25 protein-coding genes and 1 riboswitch are annotated in these 22,120 nt (G+C 66.1%); of the genes, 11 read left to right on the top strand and 14 right to left on the bottom strand.

Annotation, left to right across the window (positions count from 1 at the left end):
* Positions 1–56 precede the first annotated feature (56 nt).
* A riboswitch (glycine riboswitch) is annotated at positions 57–204 on the bottom strand.
* Positions 205–522: 318 nt separating this feature from the next.
* Positions 523–1,239: a hypothetical protein gene (locus ACYVJ8_RS01135; protein WP_460708958.1), complete on the top strand. Its 717-nt coding sequence runs from the start codon at positions 523–525 to the stop codon at positions 1,237–1,239.
* Here ACYVJ8_RS01135 and ACYVJ8_RS01140 read toward each other — a convergent pair.
* On the bottom strand, positions 1,229–2,596 hold the full coding sequence (locus ACYVJ8_RS01140; RefSeq protein WP_460708960.1) for a sensor domain-containing diguanylate cyclase: 1,368 nt from the start codon (positions 2,594–2,596) through the stop codon (positions 1,229–1,231). The two genes, ACYVJ8_RS01135 and ACYVJ8_RS01140, sit on opposite strands and share 11 nt — an antisense overlap.
* 191 nt (positions 2,597–2,787) lie before the next feature.
* Between ACYVJ8_RS01140 and ACYVJ8_RS01145 the strand changes: the two genes are divergently transcribed.
* Positions 2,788–3,204: a VOC family protein gene (locus ACYVJ8_RS01145; protein ID WP_460708962.1), complete on the top strand. Its 417-nt coding sequence runs from the start codon at positions 2,788–2,790 to the stop codon at positions 3,202–3,204.
* A gap of 29 nt (positions 3,205–3,233) precedes the next feature.
* The gene (locus ACYVJ8_RS01150) at positions 3,234–4,487 is read left to right on the top strand and encodes a multidrug effflux MFS transporter (protein WP_460708964.1); all 1,254 of its coding nucleotides are present in this window, start codon (positions 3,234–3,236) and stop codon (positions 4,485–4,487) included.
* A gap of 15 nt (positions 4,488–4,502) precedes the next feature.
* Here ACYVJ8_RS01150 and ACYVJ8_RS01155 read toward each other — a convergent pair whose 3' ends face one another.
* Complete coding sequence (locus ACYVJ8_RS01155) at positions 4,503–5,612, bottom strand: aromatic ring-hydroxylating oxygenase subunit alpha (protein ID WP_460708967.1); 1,110 nt, start codon at positions 5,610–5,612, stop codon at positions 4,503–4,505.
* 209 nt (positions 5,613–5,821) lie between these two features.
* Here ACYVJ8_RS01155 and ACYVJ8_RS01160 point away from each other — a divergent pair, with 209 nt between their 5' ends.
* Positions 5,822–6,520 (top strand): glutathione binding-like protein, encoded by a 699-nt coding sequence (locus ACYVJ8_RS01160; protein WP_460708969.1) that lies wholly within the window; start codon positions 5,822–5,824, stop codon positions 6,518–6,520.
* A 49-nt stretch (positions 6,521–6,569) separates the two neighbouring features.
* Here the strand turns inward: ACYVJ8_RS01160 and ACYVJ8_RS01165 are convergent, their stop codons facing one another.
* The 6 genes from ACYVJ8_RS01165 to ACYVJ8_RS01190 all read right to left on the bottom strand — a co-directional run bounded on the left by ACYVJ8_RS01165 (position 6,570) and on the right by ACYVJ8_RS01190 (position 11,801).
* Positions 6,570–8,552 (bottom strand): M2 family metallopeptidase, encoded by a 1,983-nt coding sequence (locus ACYVJ8_RS01165; RefSeq protein WP_460708971.1) that lies wholly within the window; start codon positions 8,550–8,552, stop codon positions 6,570–6,572.
* A 127-nt stretch (positions 8,553–8,679) separates the two neighbouring features.
* Positions 8,680–9,162, bottom strand: coding sequence for a hypothetical protein (locus tag ACYVJ8_RS01170; protein ID WP_460708973.1), 483 nt, complete (start codon positions 9,160–9,162; stop codon positions 8,680–8,682).
* Between the two features lie 48 nt (positions 9,163–9,210).
* Positions 9,211–9,474 (bottom strand): cell division topological specificity factor MinE, encoded by a 264-nt coding sequence (minE, locus tag ACYVJ8_RS01175; RefSeq protein ID WP_460708975.1) that lies wholly within the window; start codon positions 9,472–9,474, stop codon positions 9,211–9,213.
* A gap of 2 nt (positions 9,475–9,476) precedes the next feature.
* The gene (minD, locus tag ACYVJ8_RS01180) at positions 9,477–10,286 is read right to left on the bottom strand and encodes a septum site-determining protein MinD (RefSeq protein ID WP_460708977.1); all 810 of its coding nucleotides are present in this window, start codon (positions 10,284–10,286) and stop codon (positions 9,477–9,479) included.
* A gap of 142 nt (positions 10,287–10,428) precedes the next feature.
* Positions 10,429–11,199, bottom strand: a complete 771-nt coding sequence (minC, locus tag ACYVJ8_RS01185; protein WP_460708979.1) for a septum site-determining protein MinC — start codon at positions 11,197–11,199, stop codon at positions 10,429–10,431.
* Entirely contained in the window at positions 11,196–11,801 is a 606-nt protein-coding gene (locus tag ACYVJ8_RS01190; protein ID WP_460708981.1) for a GNAT family N-acetyltransferase, read from the bottom strand. The genes minC and ACYVJ8_RS01190 overlap by 4 nt, the downstream gene beginning before the upstream one ends.
* Before the next feature lie 194 nt (positions 11,802–11,995).
* Here ACYVJ8_RS01190 and ACYVJ8_RS01195 point away from each other — a divergent pair, with 194 nt between their 5' ends.
* The 6 genes from ACYVJ8_RS01195 (at position 11,996) to ACYVJ8_RS01220 (ending at position 16,672) form a co-directional block, all read left to right on the top strand.
* Positions 11,996–12,184 carry a hypothetical protein gene (locus tag ACYVJ8_RS01195; RefSeq protein WP_460708983.1) on the top strand — a complete coding sequence of 63 codons (189 nt, stop codon included), beginning with the start codon at positions 11,996–11,998 and terminating at the stop codon, positions 12,182–12,184.
* A 121-nt stretch (positions 12,185–12,305) separates the two neighbouring features.
* Complete coding sequence (locus tag ACYVJ8_RS01200; protein ID WP_460708985.1) at positions 12,306–13,490, top strand: sensor histidine kinase; 1,185 nt, start codon at positions 12,306–12,308, stop codon at positions 13,488–13,490.
* On the top strand, positions 13,487–14,140 hold the full coding sequence (locus tag ACYVJ8_RS01205) for a response regulator (protein ID WP_460708987.1): 654 nt from the start codon (positions 13,487–13,489) through the stop codon (positions 14,138–14,140). The genes ACYVJ8_RS01200 and ACYVJ8_RS01205 overlap by 4 nt, the downstream gene beginning before the upstream one ends.
* A gap of 304 nt (positions 14,141–14,444) precedes the next feature.
* On the top strand, positions 14,445–15,524 hold the full coding sequence (locus ACYVJ8_RS01210) for a polyketide cyclase (RefSeq protein WP_460708989.1): 1,080 nt from the start codon (positions 14,445–14,447) through the stop codon (positions 15,522–15,524).
* A 101-nt stretch (positions 15,525–15,625) separates the two neighbouring features.
* A complete protein-coding gene (locus tag ACYVJ8_RS01215) occupies positions 15,626–15,994 on the top strand; it encodes a DUF423 domain-containing protein (protein WP_460708991.1) in 369 nt (122 codons plus the stop codon).
* 3 nt (positions 15,995–15,997) lie between these two features.
* On the top strand, positions 15,998–16,672 hold the full coding sequence (locus ACYVJ8_RS01220) for a DNA-3-methyladenine glycosylase family protein (RefSeq protein ID WP_460708993.1): 675 nt from the start codon (positions 15,998–16,000) through the stop codon (positions 16,670–16,672).
* A 15-nt stretch (positions 16,673–16,687) separates the two neighbouring features.
* On the opposite strand, the gene ACYVJ8_RS01225 is transcribed toward ACYVJ8_RS01220, so the two are convergent.
* The 6 genes from ACYVJ8_RS01225 to ACYVJ8_RS01250 all read right to left on the bottom strand — a co-directional run bounded on the left by ACYVJ8_RS01225 (position 16,688) and on the right by ACYVJ8_RS01250 (position 20,806).
* The gene (locus ACYVJ8_RS01225) at positions 16,688–17,488 is read right to left on the bottom strand and encodes a M15 family metallopeptidase (protein ID WP_460708996.1); all 801 of its coding nucleotides are present in this window, start codon (positions 17,486–17,488) and stop codon (positions 16,688–16,690) included.
* A 61-nt stretch (positions 17,489–17,549) separates the two neighbouring features.
* The gene (locus ACYVJ8_RS01230; protein WP_460708998.1) at positions 17,550–17,735 is read right to left on the bottom strand and encodes a hypothetical protein; all 186 of its coding nucleotides are present in this window, start codon (positions 17,733–17,735) and stop codon (positions 17,550–17,552) included.
* A 28-nt stretch (positions 17,736–17,763) separates the two neighbouring features.
* On the bottom strand, positions 17,764–18,279 hold the full coding sequence (locus ACYVJ8_RS01235; protein ID WP_460709000.1) for a PH domain-containing protein: 516 nt from the start codon (positions 18,277–18,279) through the stop codon (positions 17,764–17,766).
* Positions 18,276–18,464, bottom strand: a complete 189-nt coding sequence (locus ACYVJ8_RS01240; protein ID WP_460709002.1) for a type II toxin-antitoxin system antitoxin — start codon at positions 18,462–18,464, stop codon at positions 18,276–18,278. The genes ACYVJ8_RS01235 and ACYVJ8_RS01240 overlap by 4 nt, the downstream gene beginning before the upstream one ends.
* 13 nt (positions 18,465–18,477) lie before the next feature.
* Positions 18,478–19,341, bottom strand: a complete 864-nt coding sequence (locus ACYVJ8_RS01245) for an SPFH domain-containing protein (RefSeq protein WP_460709004.1) — start codon at positions 19,339–19,341, stop codon at positions 18,478–18,480.
* Positions 19,342–19,849: 508 nt separating this feature from the next.
* Positions 19,850–20,806 carry a hypothetical protein gene (locus ACYVJ8_RS01250; protein WP_460709006.1) on the bottom strand — a complete coding sequence of 319 codons (957 nt, stop codon included), beginning with the start codon at positions 20,804–20,806 and terminating at the stop codon, positions 19,850–19,852.
* Positions 20,807–20,904: 98 nt separating this feature from the next.
* Between ACYVJ8_RS01250 and purT the strand changes: the two genes are divergently transcribed.
* Positions 20,905–22,104, top strand: coding sequence for a formate-dependent phosphoribosylglycinamide formyltransferase (purT, locus tag ACYVJ8_RS01255; protein ID WP_460709008.1), 1,200 nt, complete (start codon positions 20,905–20,907; stop codon positions 22,102–22,104).
* The last annotated feature ends 16 nt before the right edge of the window (positions 22,105–22,120 follow it).

The following is a 22,120-nucleotide window of genomic DNA, read 5'->3' on the forward strand; positions in this document are numbered from 1 at the left end:
GGCATCCATAGTTGGCTTGCAGCCGGGCGTGCGGAGATCGCGAGATCCCGTACGTGGAGTGCCCCTCTGTCCTTTTGCCTGAGAGTTTGGAAGCGCGCGGAAGGGGAGGGATCCCCGCGCGGCTTCTTGCCCCTTCGGCGCCGGTTCTCGCGATGCAGCGCCCTTAGGCGAACGGTGCGAGCCGGTCTCTCCAGAGTGTTCGCGACACGGAAGTACGTGGGCCTGAGCGATTCCGGGCGGTTGCGCCTTCGGCAGCGTTCGTCCGGGTCCGGACGGCCGCTTCTCCCACCGTGTGCGTGGAGCGGGAATTATACCGGGTGAGCGCGGGCTGCCGATGCTTCGCGCGATCTCGGCCGGTCGTTCAGATTCGCGGCGCGCGCGGCTAGGATGGAGGGATTAAAGGGGGCTCTCGTGAGCAACAGTGAAGCCGTAGCGACGCAAGACCCGACGGGCGCGGCGTCGAGCAGCCCGGTGTCGGAACCGGGGACCCTTCCGCCTCCGTCCATCGCGGCGGCGGAAGCCATGGGGACCGTTCCGCTGGCGGTGCGCGCCTGGCGGCGCCTGTGCCGCGAACCGACGCTGCTGTTCACCCTGGCCTACCTGTTCGTGTCCTTCATCGGGCTGTGGGCGAATTTCTGGTTCTACCGCGGCTTCGGCCTGCCGATCCTGGAATACATGCAGGCCAGCGATTACCTCGTCGCCGGGCTGCGCGACCCGACCTATGCGCTCATCCTGCTAGTGTCGGTGGCGCTGACGCTGGCGGTGTCGGGCGCCGACCTCTACCGCCGCACTTATCCGCAGCGCGCCGCTGCGCTGCGCGAGCGGTGGTGGGGCCGCTGGGTATTTCCCGAAAGCCGCTGGCTGCGCTGGAAGGGCGTCGGCTTGACCCCGGAAACCGGTGTGTCGGTCGCCATGTGCTGCGCGATGTTGTGGGCGACGCTGAATTACGTGCAGCAGAAGGGCAAGTACATCCGCGCGGGCGCGGGGCATCGCGTGCAGGTGACCATGGCCGGTGACAGCGCACCGCGGGCCGGCACCGCGCGCCTGCTGGGCAGCAGCGGTGCCTTCGTGTTCCTGTGGTGGCCGCAATCGCAGACGGCCGAGGCCGTACCGATCGAGAGTGTCGCGAAGCTGCAGACCGTGGCGCGGCAGGCGCCCAGGCCGAACCATCCGCAGGTTCCCGCCGCGAAGGCGCGCCCCGGTAACGACGCGGGCGCGAAGGCGGCGGCTAGCCGGTAGTCGTGGCCGGAGGAAAGTGGTCGTCGTCGCCGGCCGCTTCGTCCGCCACGTACACGCGATTGCGTCCGGCCGCCTTCGCCGCATACAGCGCCTGATCGGCGCGCTTGAGCACCGCTTCGATGCGGGTGGCGCCCTGGATGCACGCCACGCCGATACTCACCTTGGGTGTGATGTTGCCGCCCCAGTCGCCGCCCAGGCGTAGCGCGTCGATGCGGACACGCAGGCGCTCGGCGACGGCCATGGCGCCGTCGCGGCTGGTGTTGGGCAGGACCACGCCGAACTCCTCGCCGCCCAGCCGGCCGAGCACGTCGCTGTCGCGCAGTTCGCGGCGGCAGGCGTCGGCCACCGCGCGCAGGACCTTGTCGCCGACATCATGGCCGTAGCGGTCGTTGATGGACTTGAAGTGATCGATGTCGAGCATCAGCACCGACAGCGGATGCTGGTAGCGATTCGCGCGGGTGAACTCCTGGCGCGCGGTTTCCAGCAGGCTGCGCCGGTTGCGCACGCCGGTGAGTTCGTCGGTGGTGGCCTGGCGCGCCAGTTCTTCCTTCAACTTGTAGAACTGGGTGAAGTCGGTGGCGATGCCGAGTAGGGAGACGATCTCGCCGCCGCGATCGCGTTGCGGGATCTGCACGACCCAGAAGTGGCGGATCTCGCCGCTGGGAGAGGTGGAAATCTGTTCGCCCGACTGGGTCGAGCCGGTGGCGAAGACGCGATCGTCGAGCACGCGCCAGTTGGCGGCGACTTCGGGTGCGACCAGCTCTTCGTCGGTGTGGCCGATCAGCTCGTGCGGTTCGCGGCCTACTATCGCCGCCATCTTCGCGTTGGCGTAGGTGTAGCGGCGTGCGCGGTCCTTGGTGTAGATGCAGGCGTCGACGTTTTCCAGCAGCGATTCCAGCAGTGCATTTTTCTGCAGCAGCTCCGACTCCAGGCGCTTGAAGTGGGTGATGTCGGTGGACACGCCGGCGACGCCGGTAACGCGTCCACGCGCATCGCGCACGGGCGCCTTCACGCTGAAATAGGTGCGCGGTTCGTTTTCGATCAAGGCCAGCTGCTCCTCGGTTTCCAGGCGCACGCCGTCTTCGATCACCAGACGGTCGTTGTGCCTGAGCGCCTCGGAACGCGACATGTCCCAGAAGCGGGCGTCGTCGCAGCCAAGGACTTCGTTGGCGGTCGCGCCATACAGCGCCTGCAGCGCGCGGTTGGCGAAGGTGTAGCGTCCCGCCAGATCCTTGGCGTAGACATACGCCGACAGTTCATCCATCGCAGTGCGCAGAATGCGCAGCTCCGAAATCAGTCGGCGAACACGGCGCTGGTGCGCCGTCACGCCACGCTTGGATGATTGCTGCAGGGGCATGGGGGGCACGTTAGCCGCAGGGGCGTAGAGCTTCCATTAAGCGCTTGGCGCGTTTCGTGACGCGGATTGCACTCGTTCCGCGACCCGGTTGGGGATTGCGAGGATTGGTTGGCCGGCAGTTACGAATGGAGTGCTGAATGGGCGCGGACAGCGGCCTGATATCCTGTGGCGCCCGTACAAGGACGACCGCCATGAGCAAGCCTCCGTTCGCGCTGCGCCAGATCGATCACGTGGTGCTGCGCGTGCGAGATGAAACGGCGATGGTCGCGTTCTACTGCGACGTGCTCGGTTGCACGGTGGAGCGCCGGCAGGACGCGATTGGGCTGGTGCAGTTGCGCGCCGGGCAGTCGCTGATCGACCTGGTACCCGTCGACGGCAAGCTCGGCGCGATGGGCGGGGCGGCACCCGGTGCCGAAGGCCGCAATATGGATCACCTGTGCCTGCGTGCCGATCCGTTCGATCGCGAGGCGATCGTCCAGCACCTGCAGGCGCATGGCGTGCGCATCGGCGACTTCGGTTCGCGCTATGGCGCGGAGGGCGAGGGGCCGTCGCAATATCTGTTCGATCCGGAGGGCAATTTGGTCGAACTGAAAGGCGCCCCCGATTGAAACGAAGCAATCGCAAGAAAAGCGCCCACATGACTGACACCCCGAGTTCCAACCTCTCCTTCCGCCGTCTCGCCTTGTTGCTTGGCGGACTGGCGATGTTCGGCCCGTTCTCCATCGACACGATCTTCCCCGCCTTCCCGGCGATCGGCGCCCAGCTCGATGCCGACAAGGTGCAGATCCAGCAGACCATCAGCGTTTATCTCGTCGCCTATGCGCTGATGAGCCTGGTGCACGGTCCGCTGTCGGATGCCATCGGCCGCAAGCGCGTGATCATCGGCGGGCTGGTGGTATTCACCTTCGCTTCGATCGGCTGCGCACTGTCGCAGGACCTGACCACGCTGCTGGTGTTCCGCGCCGTGCAGGGCCTGTCGTCGGGCGTGGGGCTGATCGTCGGCCGCGCGGTGATTCGCGACGTGCTGCACGGTGAAGCCGCGCAGAGGCTGATGAGTCAGGTATCGATGATCTTCGGCATCGCGCCGGCGATCGCGCCGATCATCGGCGGCTGGATCCTCGGCTGGAGCGCGTGGCCGGTGATCTTCTGGTTCCTGGCACTGTTCTCGGTGGTGTTGTTGCTGGTGACCTGGTTCGGCCTGCCGGAGACGCATGCGAAGCCGGCGCGCCTGCCGCTGCGCATGGGCCCGCTGCTGCGCGACTACGTGGCGATCTTCGCCAATCCGCGCTTCCAGCGCCTGGCGGCGGCGAGCGCGTTCAATTTCGCCGCGCTATGGCTGTTCATCGCTTCCGCGCCCGCGTTCGTGGTCGACCATCTGCACCTGGGGGAGAGCGAGTTCGGCTGGTTCTTCGTGCCGATGATCACCGGCATGGTGACCGGATCGTTCGTATCCGGCCGCTTCGCCGGCAAGGTCAGCGGCGAGAAGCTGGTACGCATCGGCTTCACCGCCAGTGCGATCGCGATGCTGCTCAACTTCGCCTATACCTTGCTGGTCGAGCACGCGCGCGTGCCGTGGGCGGTGTTGCCGATTTCGCTCAATGCGTTCGGCATCGCGCTGGTGTTTCCGATCGTGACCCTCGCGATCCTCGACATGTATCCGCGGCAGCGCGGTTCGGCCTCGTCGCTGCAGGCGTTCACCAGCCTCGTCCTCAATGCGCTGATCGCGGGCGTGCTGTCGCCGCTGATCAGTGCGCACGTGTTGTGGATGGTCGGCGTGTCGTCGCTGTTCCTGCTGCTGGCCTTCGTCTTCTGGACCTGGGAGCGGCGCGTGTCCCAGCCGCTGCAGGCGCCGACCGCCGAAGCCGAGACCGTGCCGGGCGAAACCTTGTAACGCCGCTTCGCGCGATCAGGCGCCGTCGTCGCCGCGGTAGATCTCCCGCAGCAATTCATGGAAGTGGTGCACGGCGTTCTCGCGCACCGGATTCAGGCGCCCGGGCACGTACGAGCCCGAGGCCATGCCGCGCTGCACGTCTTCGCAGATGCCCAGGTCCTCGAACTGCACCTCATCGCTGAAGGACAGGTCCGACAGGCGGCGCGACGCGGCTTCTTCGGATTCGTCCAGGGTGAAGTAGAAGTCGAACTCGACCCGGCAATGGCCCACGCCTTTGGGAACCACGCGATTGGTCTGCAGGCGGCCGGGCAGGATGTTCAACATCGTGTTCGGCCACAGCCAGTAGTACAGCGCCTCGCTGTCGTCGCCGCCGCTGCCGTACGGGCTCGGCGTGGCGCTGCTCACCAGCGGGCTGAACTGCAGCGAATACCAGCGCGCGGTTTCGGTGACGTAGTTGCGATAGTCGAGCAGTTTGTTGAGGCCCGGGTGCACGTGCGGGACGTGGTAGCCCTCGAGGTAGTTGTCGATGTAGACCTTCCAGTTGCAGGCGACGTCGTAGCCCACGCGCTTGTGATAGCCGTAGCGCTCCAGGTGTGCATCCGGCCCGATGCGCGCATCGATGCCGGCGACGAAATCCTCGAAGGCCGGCGCCTGCGCTTCGTCCACCGCCGCGAACACCAGGCCCTGCCACACGCGCACGGCGAGCTGCGGCAGCTTGATCTGCGAGACGTCGAAGTCGGGGGCGGTGCCCATTTCCGGCGCGGAGCGCAGCGTGCCTTCCAGCGTGTAGGTCCAGCCGTGGTAGCGGCAGCGCAGCGAGCGTGCGGCGAGGCCGTCGCATTGCGCGAGCGGACCGGCGCGATGGCGACAGACGTTGTGGAAGGCACGGATCTGGCCGTCGCCGCCGCGCACGCCAATCACCGGCAGGCCGCCGAAGTCGACGACGACGTGGTCGCCCGGATTCTGCAACTGGCACACGTGGGCCAGCAGCTGCCAGCCGCGATCGAAGATCAGGCGGCGGTCGACGGCCACTATCGACGGATCGGCATAGAAGCGCGCCGGCAATGCGGTGGCGTGATCGAGCGGCTGGGGGGCGAGATCGTGGGCGGTGTCGAGTCGGTTCATGCGGCGAGTATCGCTCCCTTCGAGCGCGTGCCGCCAGCCGGTGGCAACCGGTCAACTGGCCCCCGAAAAGGGCGGCATCTGGTTCCCCGAGAGCCTGCGCGCGGAGCGCACACTACGACCACTGCAACGCTGCGAGCCATGGCCGTACTTGCATGACACGCCGCCGAGCCGCAAACCTTGGATTGGATACTTACCCCCCGGAGCTCACGATGATCGACCTGTATTACTGGGGCACGCCCAACGGCCTCAAGCTCAAGCTGTTCATGGAGGAAAGCGGCCTGCCGCACCGGATCGTTCCGGTCGACATCGGCAAGGGCGAGCAGTTCGCGGCTGACTATCTACGCATTTCGCCCAACAACAAGATTCCGTCGCTGGTCGACCACGATCCTTCGGACGGCGGCGCGCCGATTTCGCTGTTCGAATCCGGGGCGATGCTGCTGTATCTGGCCGAAAAGATCGGCCGCTTCATTCCGTCCGACATCCGTGGCCGCGCCGAAGTGCTGCAATGGCTGTTCTGGCAGGTCGGCGGCCTGGGGCCGATGGCGGGGCAGAACGGACATTTCGTCGTCTATGCGCCCGAGAAGGTGCCGTATGCGATCGAGCGTTACGTGAAGGAAACCAACCGCCTGTACGGCGTGCTGGACAAGCGCCTGGCGGATCGCGAGTTCGTGGCCGGCGAGTACTCCATCGCGGACATGGCGATCTATCCGTGGATCGTGCCGTATGAACCGCATGGGCAGAACCTGGACGATTTCCCTCACCTCAAGCGCTGGTTCGAAACCATCAAGGCACGTCCGGCGACGATGCGGACGTACGAAGGCGTGCCACCGGCGTATCAGGGGCGCAGCAATATTTCCGACGAAGAACGTCGCATTCTGTTTGGACAGACGGCGGCGACGGTGCGGTAAAGAAAAAGGCCGGCGTACGCCGGCCTTTTTGTGCAACTGTCGGCGCCGATCAACCCGCCTTCTTCTCCGCGGCCGGCGCCGCGGCCTTCGCCGCTTCCGCATTCCAGCCGCAGGTCTTGCCTTCGTTCTGCTGCTTCAGCCAGGCCTGCAGCGGCGAGAAGTATTCCAGCACCGCGGATGCATCCATCTTCTCGCTGCCGGTCAGTTCCTTCAGCGTTTGCTGCCACGGCTGGCTGGCGCCCTTGCTCAACATCGCCTGGTACTTTGCGCCGGCGGTCTTGTTGCCGTAGAAGCTGCACTCGTGCAGCGGGCCCTTGTAGCCCGAGGCATCGCACAGCGCCTTGTAGAACTGGAACTGCAACACGTGCGACAGGAAGTAGCGTGTGTACGGCGTGTTGCCCGGCACGTGGTACTTCGCGCCCGCGTCGAAGAAGTCTTCGCCGCGCGCCGTCACCGGGGCCACGCCCTGGTACTTGGCCTTCAGATCCCACCACGCCTGGTTGTAGTGATCCGGCTTGATCGAACCATCGAACACGCCCCAGCGCCAGCGGTCGATCATCAGGCCGAAGGGCAGGAACGCCACCTTCGCCAGCGCCATGCGCATCTGCGCGTTGATCAGGCCTTCGTTGCTCGGCTTCTGCTCGCCGACCAGGCCGATCGACTGCAGGTAGGCCGGCGTCATCGACAGCACGATGGTGTCGCCGATGGCTTCGTGGAAGCCGTCGTGCGCGCCCTGCTGGAAGATCGGCGGCTGGTTGTTGTAGGCCATGTAGTAATAGACGTGGCCCAGCTCGTGGTAGATCGTGGTGAAGTCTTCTTCGTTCGCCTTGATGCACATCTTGGTGCGCACGTCGCCCTGCATGTTGATGTCCCATGCGCTGGCGTGGCACACGACGTCGCGGTCGCGCGGCTTGATGAACTGGGTCTTGGTCCAGTAGCTCTCCGGCAGCTTGGCCATGCCGAGCGAGGTGTAGAAGTCCTGCGCGCGCTCGGTCATTTCCTTGGCTTCGGCGAGGTCGGCCTGGCGGGCGAGGTCGGCGCGTTCGTCGTACGTGGCTTCGTGGTCGAGCGCACGCATCAGCGCGGCTTCCTTCGCGTCGCGCGCATCCTTCAGCGTCTTGGAGATGTCCAGGCTACCGGCCTGGGCGTCGCTGTAGGGCTGCAGGATCGGCCAGAGATTGCCCCAGTCCTGCTGCCACATGTTGCCCATCAGGTGCGCGGGCAGCATGCCGCCCTGCACGTGGCCCTGGTCGCCGTACTTCTTCTCCAGCTGCGTGCGGGTGTAGCAGTGCAGCTGTTCGTAAAGCGGCTTGACCTGCAGCCACAGACGGTCGGTCTCGGCGGCGATTTCCGCCGGGGTCATGTCGTAGCCGGAACGCCACAGTTCACCGGTGTCGGCGAAGCCCATGTCCTTCGCGCCGGTGTTGATCAGCTCGACGAAGCGGGTGTAGTCCTTGCGCATCGGCTGGGCGATGGTGTGCCAGCCCTGCCAGGCGTCCAGCTGTTCCTCATAAGTCGCCGCGGGATCGCGCAGCACGTCCTCGAGTTCGCCGAGTTGGCGGCACTTGCGCGCGCTGCCTTCGCCCTTGCAGTACTCGCCCGAGCCGTACATGCCTTCCAGGCGGGTAGCAATCCCGGTGAGTTCTTCCAGCTTCTTCGGATCCTTCGGCGGCGGCATCGCCACCGACAGCTTCAGCAGCTTGATCGCGCGCGCGGTCGCGGGCGACATCTTCTGGCCCTCGAACTTGCGCGACTCGTCGATCCACTTGTTGAGTTGCGTCAGGAAGCGCTCGTTGGCCTTGGCCGTGAGCATCTCGGTGTCGCCGTTGATGTACGTCGACGAGGTCCACTGCGCAGCATTGAGCTCGGGATAGATCTTGCGCATCTCGTCGTTGACGCGCGCGACGAACTGGTCGGCGGTCTCGCCCTCCGGCGCCTTCGCCGCTTCCGCGGGGGCCTGTTCCTTCTTGCAGGCCGACAAGGTGAGGCCCACGGCTACGGCGAGCGCGAGCAGGGCATGACGATGGTTCACGACGAATCCCTCAACGGGCGCCCGGACCGGGCGCGAGAACCGCGAGGCTAGTGTGGGCGGGCGGGGGCCTGCAAGTGATGCGGGTCGCGTCTCCGCGATTGGCGAATGCCGCTGACGCCGGTGGCGCTCAGGCGGCGGTCCGGACCAGGCGGCCGTGCGGCGCGTCGATCAGGCCGTGCTTGGCCAGCCAGTCCCACGCCGCCTCGGCATCGTGTTCGAAGTAAGCGCGGGCCGAGCCCAGGCGGAAGGTGTAGCCCCACGCATCCATGTCGGCGAGCACGCGGTTGCGGCCGACGCCGGGCAGTTCGTCGCCGAGCAGTGCCTGCAGCACGCATACGGCGTCTTCTTCCTCCACCGAGTCGGTGGCGTCGGTGTGGATTTCTGCACGGCGCTCGGGCGGCAGCACGATCAGGTGCGCGGCCTCGTGCAGTAGGGAATGCACGGGAGTGTCGAGCCGGGCGTAGACGGTGGCGCCGATGAGGCCGGCTTCGGTTTCGCCCCAGTAGCTGCCGGGAATCGCTTCGCCCTGGGGTACGAGCTGGAATTGCAGGCCGTAGCGGGCCAGCAGCGAGACGACGTCGGCGAAGGCGATGTCGGCGAGGGTGAGCATGGTACTTGGCCCTTCATCCCGGCGATGCGCCGGGATGAAAAGCAGAGGCTATGCCTGCGCCGGGCTTTCCGGCAGGGCGACGGAGATGTCGAGCACCTTGTTGTCGCCTTCGCCGATCAGGTCGACCTTCACCGCTTCGTCTTCGACCTTGACGTACTTGCGGATCACTTCCAGTAGTTCGCGCTGCAGCATCGGCAGGTAGTCGGGGCTGTTGCCGCGACCGCTGCGCTCGTGCGCGACGATGATGCGAAGGCGGTCCTTCGCTATCGAGGCGGTGGGCTTCTTGGCAATGAGGAAATCGAACAGACCCATGATCAGGCTCCGAAGATCTTGCTGAAGAAGCCCTTCTTCTCGACCTGCGTGAAGCGCATCGGGCGATCCTCGCCCAGCAGTCGCGAAACCGCATCGTCGTAGGCCTGGGCCGCATCGGATTCGGCTTCGAGGATGACGGGCTCGCCCTTGTTCGAGGCGTTGAGCACGTCGCCGGATTCGGGGATTACGCCGATCGTCTTGAGGCCGAGGATTTCCTCGACGTCGCCGACGCTGAGCATCTCGCCGGTCTCCACGCGCTTGGGGCTGTAGCGGGTGAGCAGCAGGAATTCCTTCACGCGCTCGCCGTTTTCGGCGCGGCGGGTCTTGGAGGCGAGCAGGCCGAGGATGCGGTCGGAGTCGCGGACCGAGGAGACTTCCGGATTCACCACCACGACCGCCTGGTCGGCGAAGTACATGGCCAGGAATGCGCCCTTCTCGATACCCGCCGGCGAATCGCAGACAACGTAGTCGAAGCCGTCGTCGGACAGGTCCTTCAGCACCTTCTCGACGCCTTCCTTGGTCAGCGCGTCCTTGTCGCGCGTCTGCGAGGCGGCCAGCACGAAGAGGTTGTCGAAGCGCTTGTCCTTGATCAGGGCCTGCTTCAGCGCGGCTTCGCCGCTGATGACGTTGACGAAGTCGTACACCACGCGACGTTCGCAGCCCATGATCAGGTCGAGGTTGCGCAGGCCCACGTCGAAGTCGATGACGGCGACCTTGTGGCCGCGACGGGCGAGTCCGCAGGCGACGCTGGCGCTGGTGGTGGTCTTGCCCACGCCGCCCTTGCCCGAGGTGACTACGATGATTTCTGCCAAGTTTTCTCTCCCAGTCCTGTTTTCGACGGCGGGCGCTGCAATGGAGGTCCGCCGTGCTTTCTTGTAATGGCGGGCTCAGGCCCGCGTTCTTGTCGAGACACTATTTACAACAAAAACGCCGGGGAAGCCCGGCGCGGGTGATTCAGTCGAGCTTGGCGATCTTCAGCTCCTCGCCTTCGAGCCAGATCTGCACGGCCTTGCCGCGCAGGTCCTTGGGAATGTCTTCCAGCACCTTGTAGTGGCCGGCGATGGCAACGAGTTCGGCGTGGAATTCGCGGCAGAAGATGCGCGCCTGGCTCCAGCCCTGCGCGCCGGCCAAGGCGCGTCCGCGCAACGGGCCGTAGATGTGGATCGAGCCGTCGGCCATGACTTCCGCGCCCGCGCCGATGTTGGCGAGCACGCTGAGATCGCGGTTGGCCGCATAGACCTGCTGGCCCGAGCGCACCGGCGTGGAATGGATCAGGCCGGGTGCGGTAGGCGCCTGTTGCGCGGGCGGGGCGGGTTCGGGCTTGGCGGCGGCTTCCTGCTTCGCGCGCGGTGGAGGCGGCGGCGCGGCTTCGGTTTCACCGTCGCGTTCGTAGGACGCACGGAATTTGGCCAGCAGCGGCAGATCGAGTTGTTCCGACAGGCGCTCGATCTCGCTGGTGCCGTAGGCCAGCGCCACCGGCAGCACGCCGGCCTCGCGCAGTCCGGCGATCAGCTGGCGCGCGGTATCGACGTCGGGGACCTGGGTCAGGCCGCCGAAATCGAGCACCACCGCCGCGCGCGCGAACAGCTTGGGCGCGCGCTGCACGCGGCCGCGCATCTCGTCGACGAGACGCGGAACGTCGAGGGTGCGGATGCGGAGATTGGCGATGCCTACCTGGCCGATCTTCAGATCGCCGGCCAGCTCGTAGTCGACCGCCACGCTCATGGACAGGTCCCTGTCGCGCGGGGTGCCACATGCGCGATCGGAGTGCGCGGCTGGGTCAGCCACGGCACGTTGGGCAGGGCGTCGCCGTAGGTCTCGCGTACCCACGAATAGCTGCACAGCGGCTTCATCAGCATGGCGGCGCGCACGCCGGTTTCCTCCATCACGTGCTGGCCGACTTCGCGGAAACCGAAGCTGCCATGGAACAGCAGCACCGGATCGTTGGTGCCGTCGAGGAAGACCTCGCAGGCCATGTGCGGGTAACGCGCTTCGGCATAGCTCTGCGCGTCGGCATAGAACGCACGGCCGACACCACCGCCGCGGCGGCGGCTCGCCACCACGATGCGGTCGATATAGAAGAATTCGGGATAGCGCTCGCGGAACCAGCGGAAATTGCTGCTGTCGTGCTCGGCGCCCGAACCCATGCCGATCAGGAAGCCGGCGAGCGTCCCGTCGCGCTCGGCGACACGGAAGTACTCGGCTTGATCGAAGAAGTAGCGCAGTCGGGTCGCGTCCAGCGGCAGGATGGCGGGTCCGGCGGCGTTGTTGAGAGCGAGGACGGAATCCAGCTCGTGCTCACGCACGTCGCGGACAACGATCGACATTTCGTCGTAACTCCATGGTTCTTGCCGGGGGCGGCCCTGTTGCCCTCGGCCGGGCGATTATCGCATACGGCTGCCGAGGCTCGCGTCGTTAAATTTTCGTTATTGATAGTTCTCGGCAGGGCGGTACCTAGGATCGGGTTCGTCCAGGGAATTTCTCCCTTGACTCAAAACGAACTGACAAGGAGTAGGGAACGATGTCCAAGGTTGAAGATCGCAAGGGGATTCGCGAGCTGACGGTCGATGAGATCGCCAATGTCGGCGGAGGCGCGGATAAGCCCGATTTTTCCAATGTACAGAGCGGTGTCAGCTCGACGGAAAAGCTCGGCTGCACGGGATCGTCGTCAGTGGTTATGCCCTACTTTAGTCTTTTGAGGTGTTCTTAAAGGGCGTGTGATTCATAACTGACCGTGCCGGGCAAAAGCGCCGAATATTGCGCTTTTGCCCGGCGCACCCCATTACTTATGGGTGGGCCCTCGCCGGGGGCGATCTGTCTAGCATGCATCCATGCTGCTGCGCCTCAATCACGATCAACTGTTGCGTTACGCCGGGTTATTTACCTGGGGCGTAGTTTCGCTCCCGCTCCTGTATTCATGGCTTCATCCGATCCTTGGCGAGGGCGGGGAGGTGCTGCAACCCATGCCCTGGCAAGGCTGGGCGTGCTATTGCGCATTTGGCGCCAGCTATGCCTGGTTGACCTCCAATCTACGTAATGCGGGGGTTAGGGCGCTGGCTTTGCTGATCGTCATGACGATGGCGGCGATCGGGGTCAGCTACTACAACCAAAGTGGGCTGGGCAGTGTTCTGCTCATGGTGGCAGCCTGCGTTCTGCCCTGGCTGTTGTCCCTTCGGCTGGGGGTGTGTTGGCTGGTGGTTAGCCAGCTAGCGATCGTGCCGGTGTTTGTAAGCGGGCTGAATTTCCCGGTCCTGGAAGCAACGATGCAGTCCGTGCTTTATGCGGGCTTCTCTGGATTTATTTTCGTGACCAGCTTGGTCGCACGGCAGCAAGCTCAGGCGCGCGATGAGCAGCGCCGCCTCAACTCGGAACTGCGCGCCACCCGCGCGCTGCTGGGCGAAAGCGTGCGCGTCAACGAACGCACCCGCATCTCGCGCGAGCTCCACGACCTGCTAGGCCATCACCTCACGGCGTTGAGCCTGAATCTCGAAGTCGCCGGCCATCTCGCCCCGGAAGGCCGCGCCCGCGAGCACGTGCAGCAGGCGCATACCCTGGCCAAGCTGCTGCTCACCGACGTGCGCGAAGCGGTGAGCCAATTGCGCGAAGGCGGGGCGATCGACCTGGCCGCGGCCCTGCAGCCCTTGTCGGAGAACGTCCCGGCGCTGGATATCCACATGGACATCCAGGCGCCGCTCACCCTCGACGACCCCGAGCGCGCGCACGTGCTGCTGCGCTGCACGCAGGAAATCATCACCAACACCGTGCGTCACGCCAACGCGCGCAACCTGTGGATCAACGCGCGCCGCGAAGGTGGCACGATAGTCGTGGACGCTCGCGACGATGGGCGCGGCGCCGATGCGCTGGTGGCAGGCAATGGCTTGCGCGGCATGCGCGAGCGCCTGGTCCAGCACGGCGGTGACCTGCGCATCGATACACAGCCCCAATCCGGTTTCCGCCTGCGGCTGACGCTGCCGGCCTCGGCCACCCTGGCCGCAAGCGAAGGAGCGATTGCATGAGTGGAAAGAGCATCCGTGTGCTGCTGGTAGACGATCAGACCCTGGTGCGCCAGGGGGTGCGGTCGCTATTGGCCCTGGCCGAAGGCATCGAAGTCGTGGCCGAAGCCAGCGACGGCAAGCAGGCGGTGGAAATAATTCCGCAGATCAACCCGGACGTGGTGCTGATGGACATGCGCATGCCGGTCATGTCGGGCCTGGAGGCGCTGCAGGCGCTGGCGCGCACGAATACGCTGCCGCCGACCATCATCCTGACCACCTTCGACGACGATCAGCTGGTCCTGGCCGGGCTGAAGGCCGGCGCCAAGGGCTATCTGCTCAAGGACGTCTCGCTCGAACAACTCGTCGGTGCGATCCAGGCCGTCGCCGACGGCGGCTCCCTGGTGCAGCCGGCGATGACCCAGCGTCTGCTCTCGGGCCTGGAGCACATGCGCAACGAGTTCGTCAGCCTGGATCGGCCGGATCCGCTGACGGAGCGCGAAACCGAGATCCTGCGCCTGATGGCCGGCGGCTTTTCCAACAAGGAAATCGCCAATTCGCTGGGCGTGGCCGAGGGCACGATTAAGAACCACGTGTCGAACATCCTGAGCAAGCTGGGGGTTCGCGATCGGACCCGCGCGGTGTTGAAGGCGTTCGAGTTGCAGTTGGTTTGAGGCGTTGGCAGGGGTGGGGTGAGCTGCGACCTGAGCCGCCCTCACCCCTTGCCCTCTCCCGCAAGCGGGAGAGGGGGAGTTGGGGCCGTGCAGTAACCGCTTCGGTCGGCGCAGGGGCGCGAAACGTTCCTTGCCTTCGGCTACGTCTTTTGACGGGCTTTGCTTTTTCGTGGCGATCACGGGCCCAGGCACCGTCCCGAGGGGGCTTGGGCCCGCACCGGTGCTGCGTTGCGGCCGCCGGCTGGGTTACGATTGCCGACTTGCGCCCCGGCCGATTGCCGAGACCGGGCCCTGGAGAACCTGAATGACCCGTTTGCTCGAGATCCTGATTTCCCTGGCGATCGTCGCCGTGCTGTTTACCGTCGTCGGCTTCATCCTGCCGTCGAGCCGTCATCTTGAAAGCTCGGTTGAGACCAACCGCAAGATGACCATCGTGTTCGACACCTTGAACAGCGTGCGTCGCTTCAAGGATTGGAACCCCTCCGTCGGCGGCGATCCCAAGATCAAGATCAGCCTGTCGGGTCCGGATGTGGGCCCGGGCGCCAAGGTGAGCTGGGAATCCGAAGAGAAGGCGCTGGGCTCGGGCAACTGGACCATCACCAAGAGCGTGCCGGGCCAGCTGGTCGAATACGCGATCGAAGACATCGACCGCGGCCATAACAAGCGTTCGGAGTTCACCTTCTCCAAGACGGGCAAGGGCGGCCGCAACATCCAGATCACCCAGAGCTACGACGTCGACTACGGCATGAACCTGCTGGGCCGCTACTCCGGCCTGTACGTGACCAGCCACATCGGCGAGAAGATGAAGCTCGGCCTGGCCAGCCTCAGCAACATGCTGGCGACGATCCCGAACCTCGACTACACCGTCCTGGGCAAGGACGATCCGGCGATGGCGCCGAAGCTGGTCGACCGTCCGGGCGAGAACCTGCTGGTCCTGAACGCCGCGGTTCCGCTGAACCAGATCACGATCCAGAACCAGATGAAGACCAACATCGAGTGGATCAAGAAGAACATCGCCGCCAACGGTCTTGAAGCCGTCGGTCCGGTGCGCATCATCACCAACGAATACGGCAGCTCGATCTATTCGTTCGACGTCGCCCAGCAGGTCCGCAAGGCCGGCGCCGATCCGACCGTCAAGCTGGAAGGCCTGAAGCTCGCCAACAACGTCGAGCTGCTCTACAACCCGCCGAGCAAGACCGCCGTCGTCGCGTTCAAGGGCCACATGTCCAACCTGCAGAACGTCCGCGACGCGCTGCGCGCCTGGGCGATGACCCGCGGTTACGAAACCACCGAGCGCGCCTACGAGTCGTGGAAGAACGGCATCGATCCGGGCTTCGCGCCGGGCCAGGAAGGCGAGTACGACGTGGTGTGGTCGGTCAAGTAAGCCGCACCGCATCGCTTCAGCAGACGCCGCGCATTGCGCGGCGTTTTGCTTTTTGGGGGGCGGGGCTACCCAGACGCGCCGCATCGCCCTATCGTGCGCGCATGTACACACCCGACCAGCTGGCCAAGCGATTGCGCGTGCTGACCGCCGCGGGCTGCGTGCTGGCGGCCTCGGCCGTCGCGCTGGCCGCTTACGCCGCCCACGTCGCGCCTGGGCCCGCGCAGGCGGCGCTGTACACCGCGGCGATCATCGCCTTCGGGCATGGCGTCGCCCTCGCTGCGCTGGCGCCGCCGGCGCGGCTGCGCATCCAGTTCTTCACGCTGACCGGAATGCTGCTGGGCACGCTGCTGTTTTCCGGCAGCCTGGTGTCGCACCACCTGCTCAACGTGCCGCTGCGGCTGGCGCCTTTCGGCGGCAGCCTGCTGATCCTGTCCTGGCTGCTGTATGCGGCCGCCGCCCTGAGGCGCTGAACGATGCCGCGACACAGCCGTGGTTTCGATACCGACGCCGCCTTCGAACACCTCGCGCGCCGCGACCGCAAGCTCGGCACCTGGATGAAGAAGCTGGGGCCGATCGAGCGCGATCCGCGCTGGCGCAAGCCCTTCGATCCGGTCGACGCGCTGGCCCGGGCGATCTTGTATCAGCAGCTCAGCGGCAAGGCCGCGGCGACGATAGTCGGACGCGTCGAAGTCGCGATCGGCAGCGACCGCTTCCATTGCGACACGCTGGCGAAGATCGACGATGCCGGCCTGCGCGCCTGCGGCGTCTCCGGCAACAAGACCCTGGCGCTGCGCGACCTGGCTGCGCGCGAGGAGCGCGGTGAGGTTCCGGACCTGCGCCGCATGAGCACGATGGACAACGACGCCATCATCGATGCGCTGACCCATATCCGCGGCATCGGCCGCTGGACCGTGGAGATGATGCTGATGTTCCGGCTGGGCCGCCCGGACGTGCTGCCCGTCGACGACCTCGGCGTGCGCAAGGGTGCGCAGGTGGTCGACAAGCTCGACGAGATGCTCAAGCCCAAGGAACTGCTGGAGCGCGGCGAGCGCTGGGGACCGTACCGGACCTACGCGAGCCTGTATCTGTGGCGTATCGCCGACGCGGGCACGAAGGCGAAGGAACCGACGAAGCGTTCGCAGGAGTAACCCAGTCGCGCGGGCTCAGTGCCCGTCGTAGCGCCAGTGCCAGGGCTCGTAGACGATTCCGTGCGGATTGTCGCGCGGGTAGCTCATGACAAAGTCGTACGCGGAGGCGTTGTCGCGCAGCCAGGCGAAGGCGGGCGTGCGCTCGAAACTCTCTTCCGCCGGCGGCTCGTCGAGCGTGCTGATGTCGAGCGCGCGGCCGGAATGGTGCTCGCTGTAGCCCGGCGCGGCGTTGACGGTCAGGATTTCCTCTACCGTCTGCCCGCGCGCGAGCTTGCGTTCGAAGATGCCCAATTGATAGTCGTGGCTGCGATAGCCGGAGATCGCTTCGAGCACGATGCCTTCGTGCAACGCGGCGGCCTGCATGGAGCGCCATGCGCGCGTGGCGGGAGAAATCAGCCACAGCGGACGGCGATAGCGGTCGAAGCCGGCGAGCGAGAGCGCCGCCGGCTCCGCGACCAGGGGCAGGCCGGTCTGTTCGCCGTACGCATCGTCGAGACCCAGCAAGTGCAGCCGCTCCTGCAGGCGATCGAGCGGCAGTTCGCCGATGGCATCGAGGCCGGCGCGGCGCGGTTCGGACAGCTGGTCCAGCAGTGCCAGTGCGTGCTCGATGCCCGCCTCGTGGCGCAATCGCGGTATTAGCGCGAGCAGGCCTTCGGGCAGATCGGCGGCGAGATACTGGCCGTCGCGCTTGCGCCGCAGCACGTGCCGCGCTCGCGACAGGGCGCGCGCATCGTGATTGCTGCGGGCGCGCAGCAGGCCGCCCGGCCAGATCTCGATGTCGGGCGTATTCAGCAGTAGGTGCGAGGCAGGGCGCATGGCCGCAGGTTAGCGAGCTTCGATCGCCGGCGCCATTTCTGCGGCGTGAGGCGCGTGCGCTTCAGTGGCGCCGTTCGCGCCAGGTCATGATCGCGACCGTGCCAGTGATGGCCGCCGCCACGGCACTGGCCCACACCGGCACCGTGAAACCGTTGACGATGATGGTCCATCCCAAAGCGAAGCGCATGAGTTGCATCGCGGCGATAAATGCCAGCAACAGGCAGGCGAGAGTGGTGAACGGTTTCATCGTGGACTCCTTTGCGTGGAGGATGTTGTCAGCGCCGTTGCAGGGACTGCAGGGCTTCCAACAACGCTTGCGGTCGGGCCAGGCTCAACAGCAGGCGCCGGCCGGAACGTTCGGTGAGTACCAGTACGCGCGACTTGCCGGTGAGCAGGACGAAGGCGCGGCTGCGATCGCGCAGCCAGAAATGGCCCGCGCTCAATCCGGGCACGCGCGTGCCGAACAGCTTTATCGTGGGCACGAACTCGCGATGTTCGCGCAGGTCGACGACGCGCGCGCTGGTCAGGTCGAATTCGACGGGCGCGATGCGGCGTGTGTTCAAACCCGCGGCAATCGTCAGCAGGCCATCGTCGAGACTGACCCGGCGGCGGCGCAGCGCCACGGCGATGATGGCCACGCTGGGGATCAGGACAGGCAGTGCGATCCAGGCGGAAGGCTCGCGAGCAAGCAGTACGCCGATCCCCGCCAACGCGGCCACCAGCGCAATGCCAGGCAGCAGCCACACCAGCCGTGCATCGACAGGCTGCACAGCGAATTCCTGACGGTTCATTCCTCGTCTCCTTCGGCGGGCGCGTCGGTCGCCGGCTTCGGCAGCCGGCCGGCCTTGCGCAGCGCATCGCGCAATATGTATTCGATCTGCGCGTTGAGGCTGCGCAACTCGTCGTCGGCCCAGCGTTGCGCCGCGTTGAGAACGTCGGCGCTGATGCGCAGCGGATAGGCCTTCTTCTCGCTCATCGTCCCGTGCGGCTCAGTACAGCGTGCCGGCATTGACGATGGGCTGGGTCGCGCGTTCGCCGCACAGGACGACCAGCAGGTTGCTGACCATCTGCGCCTTGCGCTCCTCGTCCAGGTGCACGACACCGTTCTTCTGCAGTTCGGCCAGGGCCATCTCGACCATGCCGACGGCGCCGGCGACGATCCGCGTGCGCGCAGCGATAATCGCGTTGGCCTGCTGGCGTTGCAGCATCGCCTGGGCGATTTCCGGCGCGTAAGCCAGATGGCTGATGCGCGCGTCGATCACCTGCACGCCGGCGTCGGCGAGACGGTCGGCGAGTTCCTGCCGCAAGTGCGCGCTGATCTCGGTGGCGTGGCTGCGCAGTGCGAGCTGGCCTTCCTCGTGCTGGTCGTAGGGATAGCTGGTCGCCATCGCGCGCAGCGCCGACTCGGACTGGATGTGCACGAAGCTCTCGTAGTCGTCGACGTTGTAGACCGCCTCGGCGCTGTCCACGACCTGCCACACGATCACCGCGGCGATTTCGATCGGCGAGCCATCCAGCTCATTGACCTTGAGCTTGCCGCTTTCGAAATTGCGCACGCGCTGGCTGACTTTTTTCTTGGTGTAGAAGGGGTTGTTCCAGCGCAGGCCGTTGTCCTTCACGGTGCCCACGTACTTGCCGAACAGGCTGAGCACGGCGGCCTGGTTGGGCTCGACCATGTACAGGCCGACGAAGCCGAAGATCGCCAGCGCGCCCAGGACCGCCGCGCTCACGATCATGGCCAGGGACTGGGCAGGGACGCCGGTCATGAACAACCAGGCGGCCAGCAGCGAGGTGGCGATCAGCACCAGCAGGGTGGGGATGCCGGGAAGGGACTGGGTCGGGTTCTCTTTCATGAGTTGCTCTCCTGGGTTGTCCATAGAGTGATATCAAATTGATATCTACTTCAAGCGGGAGCCGACGAACGGCCTTGGAGCCCGACTTCGGAAGGGCGCGCTACCCGCCGGGATGGGGGTGGCTCCGACCCTCCGGACGGCAGTCCTGCCTTTAGTCGGGCCGCGGACCATCCATGGTCCGCTCTCCGCCACCCCCATCCCGGCGGGCAGCGCTAATCGCGAGCGTGAAGAGTGCGGCTTCTAAGAGCAGGCGCTTTGCATCCGCTTTGTCTTTTGCTTTTTGCCAGCGCCCAAAGATGTGTGGGAGGGCAGGCGGTGCCAGTGCGGTCTGCGTGACTGTCGGCGGCATGGATGCCGCCGACCAAGCCTCCATGGACGGATTCACGGCGTGTCACGCAGACCGCACTGGTACCGCCTGCCCGTGCCGGGATCGCTGTTGCCGGCAACACGTCCCCTCACCCTGCGCCGCTACGCGACGCTGTCCCTCTCCCCGCAAGCGGGGAGAGGATTAAGGCTCGATCCGATAAAGCGGCGCAGGGATGAATTCACCTGTCGCGTACAGCGCCTTCCCGTCTGCGGTCCAACCCAAGGCTTCGGCCTGCGGCAGCCAGGGCAGCTCGGATACCTTCGGCGAAGCGGCCACCGCCTGTGCCCAACTCTGGCCCGGGCGGCGCGGATACAGCAGCAGATTGCGATAGGTCATCACCGCCAGAGTGCGATCGTCGGGAGAAATGTCCGCGGCGGTCACCTGGTTCATGATCCGCGCCTGCTTCGGATTGGCGCGCAGTTCGGCGGGATCGGGCTGCGGAACGCCGGCAAGATGACCGACCAGCCGCGCGGTCTGGATCCCCCGCGACGGCGCCAGCGGCAACACGAAAACCTCCGGCGGCTGCCGCTTCTTCGAAATCAGCACGACCTGGCGTGCGCGCTCGTCGACCGCGACCGCTTCGCAGTCGCGCGCACCGTCGGGCCAGCGGAAGGCGATCGACCACGCCGGCTTGAGCCGCGCGTTCTGCACCTCCGCGGGCTCCTCGATCACGTGCAACTGCAGCGTGCGGCGCAGCCCGCCGTTGTCGCCGGTGTCGGCGATCAGCAGGTAGTCGCGTCCGTCCATGCGGAACGCCGCCATGTCTTCCCAATCGGTCTTGGTCATGCCCTCGATGCGGATCGTGGCGAGACGGTCGCCGTCGGTGTTGACCGCAAACAAGCGCGCGGGATTGCCGCCATCGTCGTGCAGCCACAGCACGTCGCGATGGCGCCGCGACGCCGCCAGGCCGCTGATCTCGGCGAGCTGCGAATCCAGCAGCACGCCCGATAGCGAGCCATTGCGCGCTGCGTCCTTCGCGGCGTCCTGGCGCGAACAGCCCGCACTGCCCAGCAGCAAGGTGCTTAGGAGCGCGCCAACCACGATCGCACCGCGCAGCGGTGCGAGGACGAGCAGCGACAGAGGGCCGATACGCGACATGGCGAAAGCATCGCATGCGTCCACCGATCCGGCCACGGCCGATGTGGCCAGAAGTCGCGCCCGGTAAACTAGCGCTCCCCACAAATACCCCACAGCTCATGACCCAGATCGGCACGCCGCTCTCACCGCATGCTTTCCGCGTGCTCCTGCTCGGCTCGGGCGAACTGGGCAAGGAAGTGGCGATCGAACTGCAGCGCTTCGGCGTGGAAGTCATCGCCGCCGACCGCTACGCGGACGCGCCGGCAATGCAGGTCGCGCATCGCAGCCACGTGCTCGACATGCTCGACGGCGCGGCGATCCGCGCGCTGATCGCACAGGAACGGCCGCATCTGATCGTGCCGGAGATCGAAGCGATCCATACCCAGACGCTGGTGGAGCTGGAACAGGAATTCGCCCAGCGCGGCGACGCCACACGGGTCATCCCGACCGCGCGCGCCGCACGCCTCACCATGGACCGCGAAGGCATCCGTCGCCTCGCCGCCGAGACGCTGGGCCTGCCGACCTCGCCCTACCGCTTCGTCGACACGCGCGAGGACTACCGCGCCGCCGTGCAGGCGATCGGCCTGCCGTGCGTGGTGAAGCCGGTGATGTCTTCCTCGGGCAAGGGCCAGTCGCTGGTGCGCACCGAGGCCGACGTCGACGCCGCCTGGGACTACGCGCAGACCGGCGGCCGCGCCGGCGCGGGCCGCGTGATCGTCGAAGGCTTCGTCCATTTCGATTACGAGATCACCCTGCTGACCGTCCGCCATCGCGACGGCACCAGTTTCTGCGAACCCATCGGCCATCTGCAGCGCGACGGCGACTACCGCGAAAGCTGGCAGCCGCAGCCGATGTCGGCCAAGGCGCTGGAACGCGCGCAGGAGATCGCCCGCGCGATCACCGATGACCTCGGTGGTTGGGGCGTCTTCGGCGTGGAACTGTTCGTGCAGGGCGACGAAGTCTGGTTCAGCGAAGTGTCGCCACGTCCCCACGACACCGGCCTGGTTACCCTGATCTCGCAGGATCTGAGCGAGTTCGCGCTGCACGCGCGCGCCATTCTCGGGCTGCCCATTCCGGCGATCCGCCAGCAGGGCGCGGCGGCTTCCTGCGCGGTGCTCGCACAGGGACATGGCGTGCCGGTGTTCGCGGGCGTCGATGCGGCGCTGGTCCAGGCCGACACGCAGCTGCGTCTGTTCGGCAAGCCGCGCGTGGAAGGCCATCGGCGCGTGGCGGTCACGCTCGCGCTGGCGAACGACATCGAGCAGGCGCGCGAGCGCGCACGCGATGCCGCAGCAAAGCTGCAGATCGCATTGCGCTGATCTCCTGTTAACGTCG

The organism is Lysobacter terrae, from assembly GCF_054782215.1.